Source organism: Streptomyces sp. NPDC002776 (assembly GCF_053592195.1).
The window spans coordinates 67,025-85,662 of the sequence record NZ_JBSFVG010000021.1; the positions used below are offsets into that span (position 1 = coordinate 67,025).

The 18,638-nt window shown below is 73.0% G+C and carries 15 protein-coding genes; 10 read left to right on the forward strand and 5 right to left on the reverse strand.

The annotated features are described in order from the left end of the window. Positions 1-92: 92 nt before the first annotated feature. Entirely contained in the window at positions 93-611 is a 519-nt protein-coding gene (locus ACWD11_RS30845) for a MarR family winged helix-turn-helix transcriptional regulator (protein WP_389416004.1), read from the forward strand. Between the two features lie 61 nt (positions 612-672). Here ACWD11_RS30845 and ACWD11_RS30850 read toward each other — a convergent pair whose 3' ends face one another. Next, the gene (locus ACWD11_RS30850; RefSeq protein WP_389416003.1) at positions 673-2,142 is read right to left on the reverse strand and encodes an FAD-dependent monooxygenase; all 1,470 of its coding nucleotides are present in this window, start codon (positions 2,140-2,142) and stop codon (positions 673-675) included. 131 nt (positions 2,143-2,273) lie between these two features. Between ACWD11_RS30850 and ACWD11_RS30855 the strand changes: the two genes are divergently transcribed. Further along, positions 2,274-2,873 (forward strand): TetR/AcrR family transcriptional regulator, encoded by a 600-nt coding sequence (locus tag ACWD11_RS30855; protein ID WP_389416002.1) that lies wholly within the window; start codon positions 2,274-2,276, stop codon positions 2,871-2,873. A gap of 192 nt (positions 2,874-3,065) precedes the next feature. On the opposite strand, the gene ACWD11_RS30860 is transcribed toward ACWD11_RS30855, so the two are convergent. The 4 genes from ACWD11_RS30860 to ACWD11_RS30875 all read right to left on the reverse strand — a co-directional run bounded on the left by ACWD11_RS30860 (position 3,066) and on the right by ACWD11_RS30875 (position 6,924). Continuing rightward, on the reverse strand, positions 3,066-3,338 hold the full coding sequence (locus ACWD11_RS30860) for a hypothetical protein (protein ID WP_389416001.1): 273 nt from the start codon (positions 3,336-3,338) through the stop codon (positions 3,066-3,068). 90 nt (positions 3,339-3,428) lie between these two features. Continuing rightward, a complete protein-coding gene (gene malQ / locus ACWD11_RS30865) occupies positions 3,429-5,570 on the reverse strand; it encodes a 4-alpha-glucanotransferase (RefSeq protein ID WP_451286921.1) in 2,142 nt (713 codons plus the stop codon). Then, complete coding sequence (locus ACWD11_RS30870) at positions 5,571-5,840, reverse strand: hypothetical protein (RefSeq protein ID WP_389415999.1); 270 nt, start codon at positions 5,838-5,840, stop codon at positions 5,571-5,573. A 547-nt stretch (positions 5,841-6,387) separates the two neighbouring features. Then, positions 6,388-6,924 carry an HNH endonuclease gene (locus tag ACWD11_RS30875; RefSeq protein WP_015660341.1) on the reverse strand — a complete coding sequence of 179 codons (537 nt, stop codon included), beginning with the start codon at positions 6,922-6,924 and terminating at the stop codon, positions 6,388-6,390. A 299-nt stretch (positions 6,925-7,223) separates the two neighbouring features. Here ACWD11_RS30875 and ACWD11_RS30880 point away from each other — a divergent pair, with 299 nt between their 5' ends. The 8 genes from ACWD11_RS30880 to ACWD11_RS30915 all read left to right on the forward strand — a co-directional run bounded on the left by ACWD11_RS30880 (position 7,224) and on the right by ACWD11_RS30915 (position 18,638). Beyond that, positions 7,224-8,315: a mechanosensitive ion channel family protein gene (locus tag ACWD11_RS30880; RefSeq protein ID WP_451286923.1), complete on the forward strand. Its 1,092-nt coding sequence runs from the start codon at positions 7,224-7,226 to the stop codon at positions 8,313-8,315. Positions 8,316-8,502: 187 nt separating this feature from the next. After that, complete coding sequence (locus ACWD11_RS30885) at positions 8,503-9,714, forward strand: ROK family transcriptional regulator (RefSeq protein ID WP_389415997.1); 1,212 nt, start codon at positions 8,503-8,505, stop codon at positions 9,712-9,714. 25 nt (positions 9,715-9,739) lie between these two features. Then, on the forward strand, positions 9,740-11,005 hold the full coding sequence (locus tag ACWD11_RS30890; RefSeq protein WP_389415996.1) for a 6-phospho-beta-glucosidase: 1,266 nt from the start codon (positions 9,740-9,742) through the stop codon (positions 11,003-11,005). Next, positions 10,996-11,967: an N-acetylglucosamine kinase gene (locus tag ACWD11_RS30895; protein WP_451286926.1), complete on the forward strand. Its 972-nt coding sequence runs from the start codon at positions 10,996-10,998 to the stop codon at positions 11,965-11,967. The genes ACWD11_RS30890 and ACWD11_RS30895 overlap by 10 nt, the downstream gene beginning before the upstream one ends. Positions 11,968-12,328: 361 nt before the next feature. Continuing rightward, positions 12,329-13,717 carry a hypothetical protein gene (locus tag ACWD11_RS30900; RefSeq protein WP_451286967.1) on the forward strand — a complete coding sequence of 463 codons (1,389 nt, stop codon included), beginning with the start codon at positions 12,329-12,331 and terminating at the stop codon, positions 13,715-13,717. Positions 13,718-13,731: 14 nt separating this feature from the next. Further along, positions 13,732-14,775, forward strand: a complete 1,044-nt coding sequence (locus ACWD11_RS30905; protein ID WP_389415993.1) for a glutamate ABC transporter substrate-binding protein — start codon at positions 13,732-13,734, stop codon at positions 14,773-14,775. Between the two features lie 54 nt (positions 14,776-14,829). Then, a complete protein-coding gene (locus ACWD11_RS30910) occupies positions 14,830-16,164 on the forward strand; it encodes a hypothetical protein (RefSeq protein WP_389415992.1) in 1,335 nt (444 codons plus the stop codon). Beyond that, positions 16,161-18,638 (forward strand): tetratricopeptide repeat protein, encoded by a 2,478-nt coding sequence (locus ACWD11_RS30915; protein WP_451286928.1) that lies wholly within the window; start codon positions 16,161-16,163, stop codon positions 18,636-18,638. The genes ACWD11_RS30910 and ACWD11_RS30915 overlap by 4 nt, the downstream gene beginning before the upstream one ends.

The window sequence follows — 18,638 nt, forward strand, 5'->3', positions numbered from 1 at the left end:
GATTAGGTCGGTAGAAAGTAGCTTACTTCTAAGCTACTTTCCGTCAAGCCACTTTCTTGCGGCCGACCCTGCGGGGCCGGGATACTCCCCGCATGAACGCACGCCCGGAGCAGCGCAAGGACGCCGTCGACGCGATCATCGACCAGTGGGCGGCCGTGCGGCCCGACCTCGACACCGCCGCGATGGAGGTCTTCGGGCGCATCTCGCGCCTCGCCCGCACGATGGGCGACCGCATGGAGAAGGCGTACGCCCGCTTCGGGATCTCCCGGGGCGAGTTCGACGTCCTGGCGACCCTGCGGCGCTCCGGCGAGCCGTACACCCTCTCGCCGCGCCAGCTCTCGGCGACGCTGATGCTGACCACCGGGGGCATGACCGGCCGGCTGGACAAGCTGGAACGGGCGGGACTGCTCCGGCGCTCCCCCGACCCGCACGACCGCCGGGGTCTCCAGGTGACGCTGACCGAGGAAGGGCTGAGCATGGTCGACCGGGCGGTCGGCGCGGGGCTCGCCCTGCAGACGGAGGCGCTCTCCACCCTGAACGCCGAACAGGCCGGCCAACTGGCCGACCTGTTGAGGGAGTTGCTGGAGGGGACGCGGGAGTCCGACCGCTAGGACCGGTCCCTGGGTCCGGTCCCTGGGTCCGGTCCCTGGGTCCGGTCTCCGGGTCCGGCCCTCAGCGCGCGAGGGCGATGCGCTCCCCCACGTGTTCCACCACCGCCGCCTCGATGTCCGCCGGGTCCGCGGCGTCCGCCGCCCAGGCCACGTATCCGTCGGGCCGCACCAGCACCGTCGTACGGCTCTCGCTGCCGCGGCCCGTGCGGCGCTCCACCGTGAGCCAGTCCTCCAGGCCCGTCTTGTCCTCGCACTTCTGCGGGGTGATCAGGACGAACCGGCCGCCGCGCAGGGCCTCGTAGAGCCGGCCGCTCTCCAGGGCGAGGTCCGGGACGCGGGCCCCGGTGAGGCGGTGGGCGCCGTCGGGGGCGTCGTACTTGACGCCGATGCCGGTGATCTGGAGGGCCAGCTTGCGGCGGGCCGGGGTGAGGGCGTTGAGGGTGGAGGCGACCACCGCGCGCAGGCCCAGCGTCCAGGCGTGCTTGGCCATCGCGAGGCGGACGATCGCGCCGCTGCTGCGCATGGCCTCGGTGCCGACGGGGTGGCGCTCGGCCTGGTAGGTGTCGAGCAGCGCCTCGTCCGCGCGGCCCTGGAGCACGGCCGCGAGCTTCCAGCTGAGGTTGGCCGCGTCCTGCATGCCGATGTTCATGCCCTGGCCGCCGGCCGGGGTGTGCACATGCGCGGCGTCGCCGGCGAGGAAGGCCCGGTCCACCCGGTAGGCGGGCGCCTGGCGTTCGTCGCTGTGGAAGCGGGACAGCCACCGGGCGTCGTGCATCCCGAAGTCACGGCCCGCGGCGAGCCGGACGGTCTCCCGGACCTCCTCCAGGTGCAGCGGCTCGCTCTCGGGGGTGTCCCGGCGGCGGTTCCAGGCGACGACCCGGTAGTACCCGTCACCGAAGGACGCGAAGAACACGAAGGCGTCCCCGTTGGAGTGCACGGAGAGCAGGTCCTTCGGCTCCTCGGCGAGCCGGACGTCGGCGAGCAGGACGGAGCGGATCACGGAGCGGCCCGGGAAGGGCAGGCCGATCGCGCTGCGCACGGTGCTGCGCATTCCGTCGGTGCCGACGACGTACGCCGCCCGCAGCTCCTCGCTCGTCCCGTCGGGGCCGCACGCCTCGACGGTGACCCCCTCCTCGTCCTGGCGGACCCCGGTCACCTCGGTCTCGAACCGGAACCGGACCCCGGCCTCGAACGCGCGCCGCTCCAGGATCCGCTCCATCTCGTACTGCGGGAGGAGAAGGATGTGGTTGAAGCGGGACGGGAGGGTGTCGAACTCGACGGTGAGCCGGGTGAAGAGGTTCATCCGGTCCAGGCGGCGGCCCAGGGACTCCACCTCGTCGGAGAGGTCGCGAGCGTCGAGGAGTTCGAGGGTGCGGGCGTGCACGACGATCGCGCGCGAGAGGTTGCTGATCTTGTGCGGGCGCTTCTCGACGAGGGTCACGGGGACACCGGCCGCGGCGAGGTCGCCGGCCATCAGGAGACCGGTGGGGCCGCAGCCGACGACGATCACGGAGTGGGGGGTGTCGTTCATGGTGGCCTCCTGTTGCCAACGCCTACCAGACTGCCAACGCTTGTTTGCCAACGCTCGTTGACGACGATACGACCGTCTTCGTCGAGAGTCAACACTTGTTGGCCCACGCGTGTTGGCCTACGCTTGTTGGCATGACCGGAAATGAACGCAGTACCGTGACCGATTCCGGGAACGGCACTCGCCGCCGCTCGGAAACCACCCGTATAGCGATCCTCGCCGCGGCACGCGAACGATTCGCAGCTGACGGCTATGAGCGAGCCACGATCCGCGCCATCGCCAAGGACGCGAACATCGATCCGTCGATGGTGATGCGCTACTACGGCAACAAGGAGGGGCTGTTCGCGGCGGCCGTTTCGGTCGACCTGAAACTGCCGGATCTGAGCAGGCTGCCGCGCTCGGAGGTCGGCGAGGCGATGGTGCTCCACTTCCTGCACCTGTGGGAGGAGAACGAAGTGCTCACGGCCCTGCTCCGGGTCGGCGTCACCAACCAGGCCGGGGCCGAGCGGATGCAGCACATCTTCGGCGAGCAGCTGCTGCCGCTGGCCCGGCAGGTGTGCCCGGACCCCGAACAGTCCCCGACCCGGGCCGCGCTCGCCGCGACACAGCTGCTCGGTCTCGCGCTCACCCGTTATGTGCTGCGGCTGCCACCGGCCGTGGCGCTGCGTCCCGAGGAGGTGGTGGCATGGCTGGCACCGACGGTACAGCGATACCTGACGGCCCCGAACCCATGAACGAGCGAGAGAAGGCGGAGACGCCTGCGGCGGACGTGGGCGGGGAGGAATTGGAGCCGGAAATGGAGCCCGAGCCGGAACCGGCAGCAGACTCTGAAGACGACCCGGGGACGCGGAAGGCGCCGCCCTCGGCGTACGGCGGGTTGCGCGTACACGCCGTGCGGGCGGCGCCCTTCAGGAGATCGGGGGAGGTCAGGCCTTCGCCGGGGCCTTCACCTTCGGCTTGGTCCTGACGCGGTGGGCCTCCGCCGAGCGGTCCAGGACCATGACGAGACCCGTGATCACCGCGAACAGGACGATCGGGGCCACGACGAACAGACCCAGCGTCTCCATGACGCTGAGGCCAGAGCCGGGGTCGTCGCCGTCGTCGCGGGTCAGCGCGAGCGCGGGGGACGACATGAGCAGCATCATCAGCGTCGTACCGGCAGCCAGGGCGCCGGCGCGCAGGGCGTTCTTCTTGTCCACGGTGCCAAAAGTACCGAACCGCGGATGGGGCCGCTCGCCCGGGGGGGGCATAAGAGGCCCCACTGGCGCTGAGTCCCCCTGCCCTCGGCCTCACCCCGGCCTCATCACCTCCACCAGCGCGTGCAGCCTGGGTGACGCCGCCAGTTCCTCCAGGGTCACCGGCCTGCCCTCCGCGTCCGCGATCGGCAGGCGCCAGTTCGGGTACTGGTCCCACGTGCCGGGCAGGTTCTGGGGCCGGCGGTCGCCGACGGCGTCGGGGAGCCAGAGGCCGACCATGCGGGCCGGGGTGCGCAGCAGGAAGCGGTGGACGGCCTGGATCTCCGCCTCCTCCTGCGACGTACCGTGCCCCCCGCCCGTGCCGCGCAGCAGGCCGAGCCGGGCCAGCAGGCCCAGCCACTCGCCGGTGTCCGCCGCCGCCTCCGCGCGTTCCTCCTCCAGCGAGCGGGTCAGCAGGCCCAGCCGGTAGCGGAGTTCGACGTGGTCGCCGGTCAGGCGGGCGGCCGTGGAGGGCAGATCGTGGGTGGTGGCCGTGGCCAGGCAGTCGGAGCGCCACTGTTCGGGCGGCAGCGGACGGCCGTCGCCCGCCCAGTCCCGCTCGAACCAGAGCACCGACGTGCCGAGCACCCCGCGCGCCCGCAGCGCCTCGCGCACCCCGGGCTCCACCGTGCCCAGGTCCTCCCCGATCACCAGTGCCCCGGCGCGGGATGCCTCCAGCACCAGGACGGCGAGCATGGCCTCGGCGTCGTAGCGGACATAGGTGCCGTCCGTGGGCGGGTGCCCCTGCGGGACCCACCAGAGCCGGAACAGGCCCATGACGTGGTCGATGCGCAGGGCACCGGCGTACCGGAAGAGGGCCCGCAGCAGACGGCGGTACGGCGTGTAGCCGGACTCGGCGAGACGGTCGGGGCGCCAGGGCGGCAGGCCCCAGTCCTGGCCGCGGGCGTTGAAGGCGTCCGGGGGCGCGCCGACCGACATCCCGGCGGCGAAGTACTCCTGCTGCGCCCAGGAGTCGGCGCCGTCGGGATGCACGCCGACCGCGAGGTCGTGCACGATGCCGACCGGCATCCCGGCCTCCCGGGCGGTGCGCTGGGCGGCGGTGAGCTGGGCGTCGGTCAGCCAGGCGAGCAGCGAGTGGAAGTCGACGCGGTCCGCCAGCTCGCCGCGGGCACGGGCGGTTTCGGCGGACCGGGGATCGCTCAGTCCGGCCGGCCAGCGCCGCCAGTCCGAGCCGTGCACCTCGGCGAGCGCGCACCAGGTGGCGTGGTCCTCCAGCGCCTGCCCCTCCTCGGCGAGGAAGTCGGCGTAGGCGGCGCGCCGGCCGGGCCCGAGCGGCACCTCGCGGACCAGCTCCAGCGCCTCCCGCTTGAGCTCCCACACCGCGTCCCGGTCGATCAGGGCGCCCTTCTCCAGCACCGACTCGCGCAGCCGGTCCGCCCGTTCCAGCAGCGCCCGCACCCGCTCGCGGTCCTCGACCCGGCCGTACTCCGGGATGTCCTCGACGCGCAGGTGCACCGGGTCGGGGAAGCGGCGTGAGGAGGGGCGGTAGGGGGAGGGGTCGGTGGGCGCGCCGGGCACGGCCGCGTGCAGCGGGTTGACCTGGACGAAGCCGCTGCCGAGCGTGCGCCCGGCCCAGCCGGCGAGTTCGGCGAGGTCACCGAGGTCGCCCATGCCCCAGGAGCGCCGGGAGAGCAGGGAGTAGAGCTGGACGAGGAGTCCGTGGGTGCGTCCGGCACCGGCGGACAGCCGGGCGGGGGCGACGACCAGGTGGGCGGTGGCGGTGCGGCCGTCGGGGGCCGTGGCGGTCAGCCGGTGGACGCCGGGCGGGAGCCGGTCGGTGGCGGCGCGGGTCTCGCCCTGCTCGGTCTGCACGCGCAGCCGGGTGCCGGGCGGGAGTGCGGTGAGGGCGGCGGGCGGGTCGGCGTCGGCCCACCGCACGACCGTCGGGGGCAGCAGCCGTTCCCGCAGGGCGCGTTCGCGTGCGGTGAGGGCGTGCCGTACGGCCGTGGGGGTGCTCACGTCGATGTCGAGCGCGGTCAGCGCGAGCGTGAGGGCGGTGGCCGAGGCCCGGACCGTGCGGTCCGGGGAGGGCTGGTAGGAGGTGGCGACGCCGAGCAGTCCGGCGAGCCGGGAGAGGTCCTCCGAAGGGACGTCCTCCGCAGGGACTAACTCCGAAGGAACTCCCTCGGAGGGGGCGTCCTCGGCGGGGGTTTCGGCCGACCGCTGCTCTGCCATTCAGGGCCTCGTGGTGTCCGTGCCGACGGGGAACGCCTCACTCGTCAGCGGCGCAAAGTCGGCGAGGGGCGGCTCACTGGTCAGCGGCGGCGCCTCGTACAGCGGCGGCTCACTGGTCAGCGGCTCGGTGTCGGGCAGGGGAGGTTCGCTGGTCAGCGGGCGTTCGGCGCAGGCGCTCTCCGCGCTGAAGACGCACACGTGCGGTTCGGGCCCGGTGAGCGCCTCGGGTTTGGACAGGGCGGTGAGCAGAAGGTGTGCCGATGCGGCCACGGGGGCCTCCTTGTCGAGTACGGCGACCTACGGCCCGGCCGGCGGATCACGCCGGGCAGGCCCTTGCGGGTTACCGCAGCCCTACCCAGCGGGCGCGACGGCAGACGTGTCCGGGGAAACAACGTGCCGGTCGTCACATTCTGCCCACCGCGCCTCCCCAAGGCTGGCGGAAGTCCGCCGCCCGGGCCACTCCCCGTCGAGTCGCACGCCAGCACGGCTGGACGCCGGTTCGACCGCCCGTGAACCGGATGAGCCCGGCTGGTCGGTAGACGGGGTGTGCCGGCGTTCGCCTACGTGAGCGCGATGTACCTGGGAATCTCCGGCATCCCTGGCGGCACACTCCCGACCTGGGCATGGCTGCTGGAGCCGGGAGCAGACGGGGACGCATGGACGACGGCAGCACTCGTGTTCGTATGGGGCAGCTCCCTGTACATCACACTAGGGGAAGGCCGACTCCTTAAGGGGCGCGGGGAGCTGCGCGACAAGCCCCACCGGCCCGCAGCCGAAACACCACGCGCCCCCATAAGACGCACAAGGGCCCGGATCCTCAGGCAGAAATGCCGTCGATCCGGGCCAAGGCATCATCCGCGCCGTACGGCTGCAAGTACGGCAACCAGCGCGGATCCCGATGCCCGGTGCCGATGATGCGCCAGGCCAGACCACTGGGCGGAGCCGGTTTGTGCCGCAGCCGCCAGCCGATCTCGAACAGATGACGGTCGGCCTTCACGTGGTTGCAGCGGCGGCAGGACGCCACCACGTTGTCCCAGACGTGCTTGCCCCCGCGGCTGCGCGGGATGACGTGGTCGACGCTGGTTGCGACGCCACCGCAGTACATGCACCGGCCCCCGTCGCGGGCGAACAGCGCCCTGCGGGTCAGAGGAACGGGCCCCCGATAGGGAACCCGCACGAACCGCTTGAGCCGGACCACGCTTGGTGCGGGGACCGTGACGGTCGCGCTGTGCATGAAGGCGCCGGACTCCTCAAGGCAGACGGCCTTGTTTTCGAGCACGAGGACGAGCGCGCGGCGGAGCGGTACGACGCCGAGTGGCTCGTACGACGCGTTGAGGACCAGGACATGCGGCACGGATGCCTCCTTGGGCGTCGGCGGCGCGTGGCTCGCGCCGGGACGATCTGTAGTCAGTTTCCCCTCAGCCCTGGTGAATGCGCCACCATGTCCAGGTAACGGGCTGAGAGTGTTTTCGACCACACCTTTCTTCATCCCCAGGTGAGCACGGTCTCTCCCCAGGGCATCACGACGATCCACACACGATGCACCGTTAGTGTGGTGGGTCTGCCCCCTCGGTGACCTTTTCGTGACCTTGATGATCCGACGCCCTGTGACCGCCGTACGGGAGGCAGAAGCCGCACCTGGAGGTACCCGCAGTGTCCTTGTCCGCCGTCCTACTGGCCGCCGGTCCCACCCCGTCCCCCTCTCCTTCGGGGTCCACGCCGGCGGTTCCGTCGCTCCAGGACGCCCAGGAGAGTGCGACCAACGCCGCCGGCTGGGTCGAGGAGAACTGGTCCACCTGGCTCGCGATCGGCCTTCGGGTCCTGTTGATCCTGGTGATCGCGGCGGTGCTGAGAGTGGCGGTGCGGCGGGCGATCACCAAGCTCATAGACCGGATGAACCGCACGGTCTCGGCGGTGGACGGCACGGCCCTCAGCGGCCTGCTGGTCAACACGGAGCGCCGCCGCCAGCGCTCGCAGGCGATCGGCTCGGTGCTCCGCTCGGTGGCCAGCTTCCTGATCATGGGCACGGCCGCGCTGATGGTCCTGGGCACCTTCGAGATCAACCTCGCCCCGCTGCTGGCGTCCGCCGGTGTCGCGGGTGTGGCCATCGGTTTCGGCGCCCGCAACCTCGTCACGGACTTCCTCTCCGGCGTCTTCATGATCCTGGAGGACCAGTACGGCGTCGGCGACTCCATCGACGCGGGCGTCGCCTCCGGCGAGGTGATCGAGGTCGGCCTGCGCGTGACGAAGCTGCGCGGCGACAACGGCGAGATCTGGTACGTCCGCAACGGCGAGGTCAAGCGGATCGGCAACCTCTCCCAGGGCTGGTCGACGGCCGGTGTCGACGTCACCGTCCGCCCCTCCGAGGACCTGGACCGGGTGAAGGCCGTGCTCGCCGACGTGGGTGAGCGGATGAGCAAGGAGGAGCCCTGGAACGAGCTCCTGTGGGGCCCGATCGAGACCCTCGGCCTGGACAGCGTCCTGCTGGACTCCATGGTCGTCCGGGTCACGGCGAAGACCATGCCGGGCAAGGCGCTGACCGTGGAGCGCGAGCTGCGCTGGCGGATCAAGCGGGCCTTCGACGCGGCGGACATCCAGATCGTCGGCGGCCCGCCGCTGCCCACCGGGGAGACGGCCCCCGCCGACCCGACCGCGGGCATGGCCGCCCCCTCGGCCTACGCCAACACCGCCTCACCGCAGGCCCAGGCGGCCACCCCGCTGCCCCCGCCGAACGTGACGAAGTAGGCCCCTCTCGCGCCCCCGTCGGCAACGACTCCGTTGCCGACGGGGGCTCTTGACGACTGTCGCGCCCCGTTGCCGCGGGGCTCTTGACGACTGTCGCGCCGCCGCCTACCTTCCCCTCAGCCGATAGGAAACCTTCCTAACAGTCGCTGGGTGAGAAGCGATCGCCCGAGAGGAAGGTGCAGATCCCATGGCAGGAACCGCCGGTACGCCGGGCACCCCGAGCCTCCTGCGCGCCATGAACGACCGCGCCGCCCTGGATCTGCTGCTCGCGCACGGCCCCCTGTCCCGCACCCGGATCGGCAAGCTCACCGGCCTGTCCAAGCCGACCGCCTCCCAGCTGCTGACCCGGCTGGAGACCGCGGGCCTGGTCGTCGCCACCGGCACCACCGAGGGCCGCCCCGGCCCGAGCGCCCAGCTCTACGGGGTCAACCCAGCCGCCGGATACGCCGCGGGACTCGACGTCACCCCCGAACGCGTCCTCGCCGCCGTCGCCGACATCACCGGCCGCACCATCGGCCGCCACGAAGTCCCCACCCCGGGACGCCGGGCAGCACGCCCCGTCGTCGAGCAGGTCACCGCCGCCCTCGACGGCGCCGTGAAGGCGGCCGGGCTGACCCGCGACGACATCCGCCGGCTCGTCATCGGCACCCCCGGCGCCTTCGACCCGGGCACCGGCCGGCTGCGCTACGCCGCCCACCTCGCCGGCTGGCACTCGCCCGCCCTCCTCGACACCCTCGCCGCCGCCCTGCCGATGCCGGTGGAGTACGAGAACGACGTCAATCTCGTCGCCCTCGCCGAACAGCGCCTCGGCGCGGCCCGCGGCCACGACGACTTCGTGCTGCTGTGGAACGAGGCCGGACTCGGCGCCGCCCTGGTCCTCGGCGGCCGGCTGCACCGCGGCTTCACCGGCGGCGCGGGCGAGGTCGGCTTCCTCCCGGTGCCGGGCGCCCCCCTGGTCCGCCAGGTGACCCGGGCCAACAGCGGCGGCTACCAGGAGCTGGCCGGCGCCCAGGTCATCCCCCGGCTCGCCCGGGAACTGGGGATCGACGACATCCCCGACGGCCCCTGCACCGAGGTCGCCGCCGAACTGCTGGCCCGGGCCGCGGACAGCGGCGCGGATCCGCAGCGCCGGCTCCTCGCCACCTACGCGACCGGGGTGGCCACCGGTCTCGCCTCGCTCGTCTCCGTGCTCGACCCCGAACTCGTCGTCCTCAGTGGCAGCGCCCTCACCTCCGGCGGTGAGCGGCTGCTGGCCCTCGTCCAGGCCGAACTGGCGGACCTCGCCGCCTCCCGGCCGCGCCTGGTGCTGGGTGACGTGACCGAACAGCCCGTCCTGCGCGGCGCGTTGGAGAGCGCGCTCGCCACGACCCGCGACGAGGTCTTCGACACCTCGCGCTGACCCGAGTGAAGGGTTGACCCGCGCAATGAAACTGACCGTGGTCGGCGGAGGCTCGACCTACACCCCCGAACTCGTCGACGGCTTCGCCCGGTTGCGGGACACGCTGCCGGTGACGGAGCTGGTCCTGGTGGACCCGGCGGCCGAGCGGCTCGAACTGGTCGGCGGCCTGGCTCGCCGTATCCTCGCCCGCCAGGGCCACCCGGCCCGGGTGGTCACGACGGACGACCTGGACCGGGGCGTGGAGGGCGCCGACGCCGTGCTGCTGCAGCTCCGGGTGGGCGGCCAGGCGGCCCGTGAGGAGGACGAGACGTGGCCGCTGGAGTGCGGCTGCGTCGGCCAGGAGACGACCGGCGCGGGCGGGCTGGCGAAGGCGCTGCGGACGGTGCCGGTGGTGCTGGACATCGCCGAACGCGTCCGGCGGACCAACCCGCGCGCGTGGATCATCGACTTCACCAACCCGGTCGGGATCGTGACCCGCGCCCTGCTGAGGGAGGGCCACCGGGCGGTCGGCCTGTGCAATGTGGCGATCGGCTTCCAGCGCCGGTTCGCGGGCCTGCTGGGCGTCGCCCCGGCCGACCTCCACCTGGACCACGTGGGCCTGAACCACCTCACCTGGGAGACGGCGGTACGCCTCGGCGGCCCGGAGGGCGAGAACGTCCTGCCCAGGCTGCTGGCCGAGCACGGCGAGGACATCGCCGGCGCCCTGCACCTGCCCCGCGCGGTCCTGGACCGCCTCGGCGTGGTCCCCTCCTACTACCTGCGCTACTACTACGCCCACGACGAGGTCGTGCGCGAACTGCGCACCAAGCCCTCCCGCGCCGCCGAAGTCGCGGAGATGGAAAGGCAGTTGCTGAAGCTGTACGCGGACCCCGCGCTCGACGAGAAGCCGGAGCTGCTGGCCCGGCGGGGCGGTGCCTACTACTCGGAGGCCGCCGTGGACCTGGCGGCGGCGCTGCTCGGCGGTGCCGGAAGCCCTTACCAGGTGGTGAACACGTACAACCACGGCACACTGCCCTTCCTCCCGGACGACGCCGTGGTGGAGGTGCAGGCCGCGGTGAGCCCACAGGGGGCGGCGCCGCTGCCGGTCGCGGACGTGGATCCGCTGTACGCGGGACTGATGGCGAACGTGACGGCCTACGAGGACCTGGCCCTGGAGGCGGCGCTGCGGGGCGGCCGCGAGCGGGTGTTCCGGGCGCTGCTCGCCCACCCGCTGATCGGCCAGTTCGCGTACGCCGAGGCCCTCACCGACCGGCTGATCGCGCACAACCGGGACCACCTGGCGTGGGCGTGACGGGCACGGTACTGGCCGTCGACGCGGGCAACAGCAAGACCGACGTGGCGGTGGTCACGGCCGGCGGGGAGGTCATCGGGACGGCACGCGGAGGCGGGTTCCGGCCGCCGGCGGTCGGGGTGACGGCGGCGGTCGACAAGGTCGCGGACGCGGTACGGCGGGCGTTCGCCGAGGCGGGCGTCGACTCGGTGTCGCACGTCTCGGCGTGCCTGGCCAACGCGGACCTGCCGGTGGAGGAGGAACAGCTGGCGGCCGCGCTGCACGCGCGTGCGTGGGGCGCGACGGTCGACGTCCGCAACGACACGTTCGCGATCCTGCGGGCGGGCGTGGCCGAACCGCGCGGCGTGGCCGTGGTGTGTGGCGCCGGCATCAACTGCGTGGGCATGCTCCCGGACGGCCGCACCGCCCGCTTCCCGGCGCTGGGCCGTATCTCCGGTGACTGGGGCGGCGGTTGGGGCCTGGCGGAGGAGGCGCTGTGGCACGCGGCGCGGGCGGAGGACGGACGCGGCGCCCCGACAGCGCTGGCCGTGTCCCTCCCGGCCCACTTCGGCCTGCCGTCGATGCAGGCCCTGATCGAAGCGCTCCACCTGGACCACATCCCCCTGTCCCGCCGCCACGAACTGGCCCCGGTCCTCTTCACGACGGCGACGGCGGGCGACCCGGTGGCCCGCTCCCTGGTCGACCGCCTGGCGGAGGAGGTGGTGACGATGGCGACGGTGGCGCTGCGGCGGCTGGACCTCCTGACGGAGGAAACTCCGGTGGTCCTCGGCGGCAGCGTCCTGGCCGCCCGTCATCCCCTCCTGGACATGGGCATACGGGACTTGCTGGCCACGCACGCCCCCAAGGCGGTGCCGCGGGTGGTGACGGCCCCGCCGGTACTGGGGGCGGTGCTGCTGGGCTTGGACGGGGTGGGCGCGGGGCCGGAGGCGGAGGAGCGAGCACGGGCACATTACGAGCGGTGACGGGTGGGCGCGGGCGCATGCCGAGGGCGGACGGGCGAGGGCCGCGGAGCCGCAACAGGCCATCTCCCGCCCCGCCGCGCCCCGATCCAGCCCCCGCCGCGCCCCAATCCACCCCCCGCCGCGCCCCAACCCACCCCGCTCGCACCCCGATCCACCCCCCGCCGCGCCCCAACCCACCCCGCCGGAACCGAACCGACGGCCGAGGCGTATTCATGGGCAGGGGGTGATCCGGGATCCCGCCTGGCCGTCGGCAGGCTTCGGCAGTGATACTTGCGGGCGACGGATGACCATGGGGGAGGTCGAAGTGACACAACCGGCGACGAGCAGCACGGCACCACCACCGGGATCCGGCATGCCCGCCATGCCGCCGATCCCGCCGCAGCAGCACCGTCCCGCTCCCCCCGCCGAGCCGACCGCCCCCGCGCCGCCGGCGACCCGCCGCACCGCCTTCGCCGAGGGCGTGGACCGGCTCCGCGCCGGCGCCACCACGGAACCCGGCCGGCTGCGGATCATCGGCGCCGTACTCGCCCTGCTGGTCGTCGCCTTCGGGGCCGTCACCGCCTGGCAGGTCACCGACCGCGCGGCCGCCGCCGACGACGTGCTGCACAGCAGCCAGCCGCTCAGCTCCGACGCCGCCGACATCTACCGCTCCCTCGCCGACGCCAACACCGCCGCCTCCAGCGGCTTCCTGGCCGGCCGCTCGGAGACCGGCGTCAACCGCGTCCGCTACGAGAAGGGCATCCGCACGGCCGCGGAGAAGCTCGTCAACGCCGCGGCCAACTCCGACCCCGACTCCCCCTCCGCGGCGACCATCGCCAAGCTCAACCGGCTGCTGCCGGAGTACAAGGGCCTGGTCGAGCAGGCCCGGACGTACAACCGCCAGGGCTTCCCGGTCGGCGGCGCCTATCTGCGGTACGCCAACGAGAAGATGCAGCAGGAGATGCTCCCGGCCGCGGAGGATCTCTACACCAAGGAGAACCAGCGGCTGCGCGACGACTACGACGGCGCCACCCCGTACCCCTGGGCCGCGATCGCCCTCGGCGTCCTCGCGCTCGCCGCCCTCGCCTGGGCCCAGCACCGCAACTACCGCCGCACCCACCGCGTCCTGAACCACGGCCTGGTCGCCGCCACCGCCGCCGCCACCGTGGTGCTGCTGTGGCTGGTCATCGGCCACAGCGTGGCCCGCGCGAGCCTGAACGACTCCTACGACCACGGCGTCCGCTCGCTGAACGTCCTGCACGACGCCCGGATCGCCTCCCTGAAGGCCCGCGGCAACGAGAACCTGACGCTGGTCTCCCGGGGCGCCGAGACGAAGAAGGTCGGCGAGGAGACGTACGACGCGTACGACTACGACTTCACGCAGGACATGAACACCCTCGGCAAGGGCCTCGCCCTCGCCGCGGACCTCGCCGACGACCGGGCGGGCGAGCGGCCGGTCACCTCGGCGGTGGCGAACATGACGGAGTGGAAGAAGCGCCACGCCGACGCCCGCGCGGAGGACGAGAACGGCGAGTACCAGCAGGCGCTGGACAAGGTGATCGGCGCCAAGGGCACCACCGGCGAGTGCTTCGACAGCGTCGACACCAACCTCGCCACCGCGCTGAAGCACGAGACGGCCGAGTTCAGGTCGGCGGCCGGCGACGGCCTGGACGCGATGGCGGGGCTGTCCATCGGCGCGGCGGTCCTCGCCGTGCTGGGCGCGGCCGGCGCCGTCCTGGGCATCGGCCGCAGGCTGTCGGAGTACCGGTGAGAGGGGGCAGGACGATGCGCGCGAGGCGTCTGCGGGCCAGTCTGAAAGGCTGGGGCGGAGTAGGAGCGATGGCGGCCGTGTGCGCCCTGGCGGTGGTGCTCGCGCTGCTGCTGCCGCTCGCCCGGGCCGCCGGCGACGGCAGCACCGGCACCGGTGGCCCGGGGATCGCGCAGGGCGGCCACGCCCGCGCGGAGGAGGAGTGCACGGACCCGGAGAAGCAGACGCTCTCCCCGTCCGGCGCCGACGGCCCCACCATCGACGCGATCAAGAACCGGCAGGGCGAGAAGCGCAAGCTGATCGTCGGCGTCGACCAGAACAGCTACCGCTGGGGCTACCGCAACCCCAACAGCACCGGCGCCGCCGAGCTGGAGGGCTTCGACATCGACCTGGCGCGCCGTATCGCCGAGGACATCCTGGGCGACCCGGACGCGGTGCAGTTCAAGGCGATACCCACCAACCAGCGCATCCCGGCGATCCAGGAGGGCCGCGTCGACATGGTGGTGCGCACCATGACGATCAACTGCGACCGGCTCACCGACGTCGCCTTCTCCGCCCCGTACTTCAAGACCGGCCAGCAGGTCCTCGCCCCCAAGTCCTCGGACGTGACGGGCTACGACGACACCCTCGCCGACCGGAAGATCTGCACCGCCGAGAGCTCGACGGCGTACTCCACCCTGGAGCAGGGCCGCGAGGACGGCGAGCTGCCGGCCTCCGCCGACATCTCCCACACCGTCCCCAACCAGCTCGACTGCCTGGTCCGTCTCCAACTCGGCGAGGCGGACGCGGTGGTGACCGACGGCGCCCTCGCCGCGAGCCAGGCCGCGCAGGACCCGACGGTCGAGCTGAAGGGCGCCGCGTTCACCACCGAGTACTACGGCGTGGCGATGAAGAAGGACGCCGACGATCTGGTACGCCGGGTCAACAAGATCCTGGTGGACTACCGCAAGGACACCTCCGGCGGCTGGCAGGCGTCGTACGACACCTGGCTTTCGGCGACACTGGGGGCGAAGTCGGCGGATTCGGAACCGCCCGCACCGCAGTACCTCCGCAAGAGCTGAACCCGGCACGAGAACAACCCCCCAACCGCACAACACAGCAGCGAGAGGTGATCGATGGGCGTCACGGGACCCCCCGGGCCGGTGATGGACCGGGACGAGGTGGACCGTGCGCTGGCGCGGCTCGGCGCGGAGCACGAGGCGATCGAGACCTCGCTGCTCGCCCTCCAGGACCACGCGGGCCGCAGACTCCTCGAAGGCGCCGAGCTGACCGGCGTCACCCAAGAGCGCTGGACGGCCGCGGAGGCGTCCATCACGCTGCTGTGGACCTACTTCGACGCCTATACGGCGGCCTTGCGCGGCGCCCGCGAGATCCGCTCCCGGCGCCGCTGGTCCAGCCGCGAGGACCTGGCGGAGCTGACCGAGCTGCTGCGCGGCGAGTCCGTCACGGTCGCCGGTTCCGCCACCGCGACCGCCAACGCGCCGACCCTGCACGGCGGTTCGGGCAAGCTCAGCGAGCGGTTCACACTCGTGACGCTGGTCGACCGGATGAACGAGCTGTACGCGACCTCGCTGGACATGGTCGTCGCCGCCGACGCCGTGTGGTCGGCGCTGCCCGCCCGGATCGATTTACTGGCCGCCGAGCTCCAGCGCACCCGCAAGCTCGCGCACTCCGTCGGCGTGCGCCCGGGCGAACACCCGGCCGGCGACGACCTGGAGCGCATCACCCGCACCCTGACGGACCTGCGCGCCCAGGTGGTGTCCGACCCGCTGGCCTTCTGGCGTCCCGCGCAGGGCAGTTCGGCGCCCGGCGGCGGCAAGCCGGACACCACGGTCTACGACCGTGAGGCGCGCGCCCTGGAGGACGTGCGCCGGGAGATCGACGCCGTGCTCACCGTCCGGCAGGACGCCGAGGCGCGCCTGGTGAAGCTGCGGGACGTGCTCTCCCGCGCGGACCGCACCCTCGCCGAGGCGCGCACCGCGCGCGGCGAGGTCCTGGCGAAGATCGCCGCCACCGAGGTGCCGGTGGTCAGCGGCCCGCCGACCGCGCTGCAGGAGCAGTTGGCGACGGCCGCCGAGTACCGCAGGCACGGCCAGTGGCACCGGCTGTCCCCGCTGCTGGAGTCCCTGGAGCAGAAGGCAGAGGACGAACTGCTGCGCGCCCGCGAGTCGTTGACGGCGGTCACCCAGCCGTTGGCGGTCCGCGCCGAGCTGCGCGGCCGGCTGGACGCGTACCGGGCGAAGGTGGCCCGGCACGGCCTGGCCGAGGACCCGTTCCTCATCGAGCGGTACGACGCGGCCCGGCGCATGCTGTGGAGCGCGCCCTGCGACCTGCGCGTCGCGGAACAGGCCGTCCTGCGCTACCAGCGGGCGGCCGTCGAACTGCTGGGCACCCCACGGGTGCCGGAGCAGGACGGCCCGGAGGATCGTCGGGGGGAGACGAGGTCATGAGTCAGCCACAGCAGTCCTGCCAGCGGCCCGGCTGCGGCGGAGCGTACGAGGACGTGGGCGGCGGCGAGCTGTACTGCGACACCTGCGGTCTGGCCCCGGTCGTCTCCACGTCCGGCACGGTCGGCTCGGCGCCCACCGGCGTGACCGGCGGCGGCAAGGGCGGTTCCGGCAGCACCAGTTCCCGCTCCAGCAGCCGCGCCAGCTCCCGCACGTCCTCGCAGTCGTCGAAGTCGCGCCGCTCGGTGTCCGGGCGGCTCTCCCGCTCCCTGTCGGGCGGTTCCTCCGGCCGCTCGGTGTCGGTGCGCGGCTCCGGCTCCGCCGCCGGCGCCTCCGGGCGGAGCCGACTCGGCGTCGGCCTGGTGGACGTGCCGGACGTGCCGCGGCCCGACCCGCGCGCGATGGTGCTGGACAATCCCGAGGTGCCCGAGCGCAAGCGGTTCTGCTCGCGCTCGGACTGCGGGGCGCCGGTGGGCCGGGCGCGCGGCGAGCGGCCGGGCCGTACGGAGGGCTTCTGCACCAAGTGCGGCCACCCGTACTCCTTCGTCCCGAAGCTGAAGTCCGGCGATGTGGTGCACGGGCAGTACGAGGTCGTGGGCTGCCTGGCGCACGGCGGGCTCGGCTGGGTCTACCTCGCCGTGGACCGCGCGGTCTCCGACCGGTGGGTGGTCCTCAAGGGCCTGCTGGACACCGGCGACCAGGACGCGATGGCCGCCGCGATCTCCGAGCGGCGCTTCCTCGCGGAGATCGAGCACGCCAACATCGTGCGGATCTACAACTTCGTCGAGCACCTGGACCAGCGCACGGGCTCCCTGGACGGCTACATCGTCATGGAGTACGTCGGCGGCAAGTCCCTGAAGGAGATCGCCAACGGCCGCCGCACCACGGCGGGCAAGCGCGATCCACTGCCGGTGGAGCAGGCCTGCGCCTACGGCATCGAGGCCCTGGAGGCCCTCGGCCATCTGCACAGCCGCAATCTGCTGTACTGCGACTTCAAGGTCGACAACGCCATCCAGACCGAGAGCCAGCTCAAGCTCATCGACATGGGCGCGGTGCGCCGGATGGACGACGAGGAGTCGGCCATCTACGGCACGGTCGGCTACCAGGCGCCGGAGGTCGCGGAGGTCGGCCCGTCGGTGGCGAGCGACCTCTACACCGTCGGCCGCACCCTGGCGGTGCTCACCTTCGACTTCCAGGGCTACACGAACGTCTTCGTGGACTCCCTGCCCGACCCGGACAACATCGAGGTCTTCCGCCAGTACGAGTCCTTCTACCGGCTGCTGGTCCGGGCGACGGACCCGGACCCGGCCCGCCGGTTCGCCTCCGCGCAGGAGATGGCGGAGCAGCTGACGGGCGTGCTGCGGGAGGTCGTGTCGCTGCAGACGGGACGCGCGCGGCCCGCGCTGTCGACGCTGTTCGGGCCCGAAGTGAAGGTCACCGACACGGAGTTGTTCCCGAAGCTGGACGGCGAGGTCTCCCGGCTGGGGGCCCGCGACCGGCCCGCCGCGGCCACCCCCGCTCCGGCCGGCGGCCTGGTCAAGCCCGTCCCCACCGCCGCGGCGGCCCTCGCCCTGCCCGTACCGCACGTGGACCCCTCCGACCCCAACGCCGGTTTCCTGGCGGGCCTGCTGACCTCCGCGCCCGGCGAACTCGTCAGCGCGCTCGCCGCCGCCCCGGCGCCCTCCACCGAGACCCGGCTGCGGCAGGTGCGGGCCTGGCTGGAGAACGGCGACGCGGGCACCGCCCACGAGACCCTGCTGCGCCTGGAGGCGGAGCGGCCCGACGACTGGCGGGTGGTCTGGTACCGGGGCGTGGCCGCGCTGGTGACCGGCGATCACGAGGGCGCCGCGCTCGCCTTCGACGCGATCTACGACGCCTTCCCCGGCGAGCCCGCGCCGAAGCTGGCCCTCGGCCTGTGCGCGGAGGTGCTCGGCCAGCTCGACAACGCCGCCGAGTACTACCGCCTGGTCTGGACGACCGACCCGAGCTATGTGAGCGCCGCGTTCGGCCTGGCCCGCGTCCAGCTCGCCACCGGCGACCGGCGCGGCGCCGTGACGACGCTGGAGTCGGTGCCGGAGAGCTCCATCCACTACACGGCCGCGCGGGTCGCGGCGGTGCGGGCACGGCTGCGGCAGCGCACCGCGGTCGCCGGTGACGTACCGTTCCTGGACGACCTGACCGCCGCGGCGGGCCAGGTGGAGGCGCTTCAGGCGTACGGTCTGGACCCGGCGCGCCGCGAGCAGTTGGCGGCGGAGGTGCTCGGCTGTGCGCTGGACTGGATACTCTCCGGTGGCCAAGGTTCCGTCCCCCCCGCCGCCGGGGGGCGGTCGCTGCTCGGCAGCGGCCTGGACGAGCGGGGACTGCGGTTCGGCCTGGAGCGCTCGTACCGCACGCTGGCCCGGCTCGCGCAGGGCGGCGAGGAGAGGATCGACCTGGTGGAACGTGCCAATCGTTACCGCCCCCGGACGTGGGTGTAG

Coding starts and splice junctions, on each gene's coding strand:
- ACWD11_RS30845 (WP_389416004.1), top strand. CDS start 93: ATGAACGCACGCCCGGAGCAGCGCAAGGACGCCGTCGACGCGATCATC.
- ACWD11_RS30905 (WP_389415993.1), top strand. CDS start 13,732: ATGCGCGCGAGGCGTCTGCGGGCCAGTCTGAAAGGCTGGGGCGGAGTA.
- ACWD11_RS30915 (WP_451286928.1), top strand. CDS start 16,161: ATGAGTCAGCCACAGCAGTCCTGCCAGCGGCCCGGCTGCGGCGGAGCG.
- ACWD11_RS30850 (WP_389416003.1), bottom strand. CDS start 2,142: ATGAACGACACCCCCCACTCCGTGATCGTCGTCGGCTGCGGCCCCACC.
- ACWD11_RS30910 (WP_389415992.1), top strand. CDS start 14,830: ATGGGCGTCACGGGACCCCCCGGGCCGGTGATGGACCGGGACGAGGTG.
- malQ (WP_451286921.1), bottom strand. CDS start 5,570: ATGGCAGAGCAGCGGTCGGCCGAAACCCCCGCCGAGGACGCCCCCTCC.
- ACWD11_RS30885 (WP_389415997.1), top strand. CDS start 8,503: ATGGCAGGAACCGCCGGTACGCCGGGCACCCCGAGCCTCCTGCGCGCC.
- ACWD11_RS30900 (WP_451286967.1), top strand. CDS start 12,329: ATGCCGCCGATCCCGCCGCAGCAGCACCGTCCCGCTCCCCCCGCCGAG.
- ACWD11_RS30855 (WP_389416002.1), top strand. CDS start 2,274: ATGACCGGAAATGAACGCAGTACCGTGACCGATTCCGGGAACGGCACT.
- ACWD11_RS30890 (WP_389415996.1), top strand. CDS start 9,740: ATGAAACTGACCGTGGTCGGCGGAGGCTCGACCTACACCCCCGAACTC.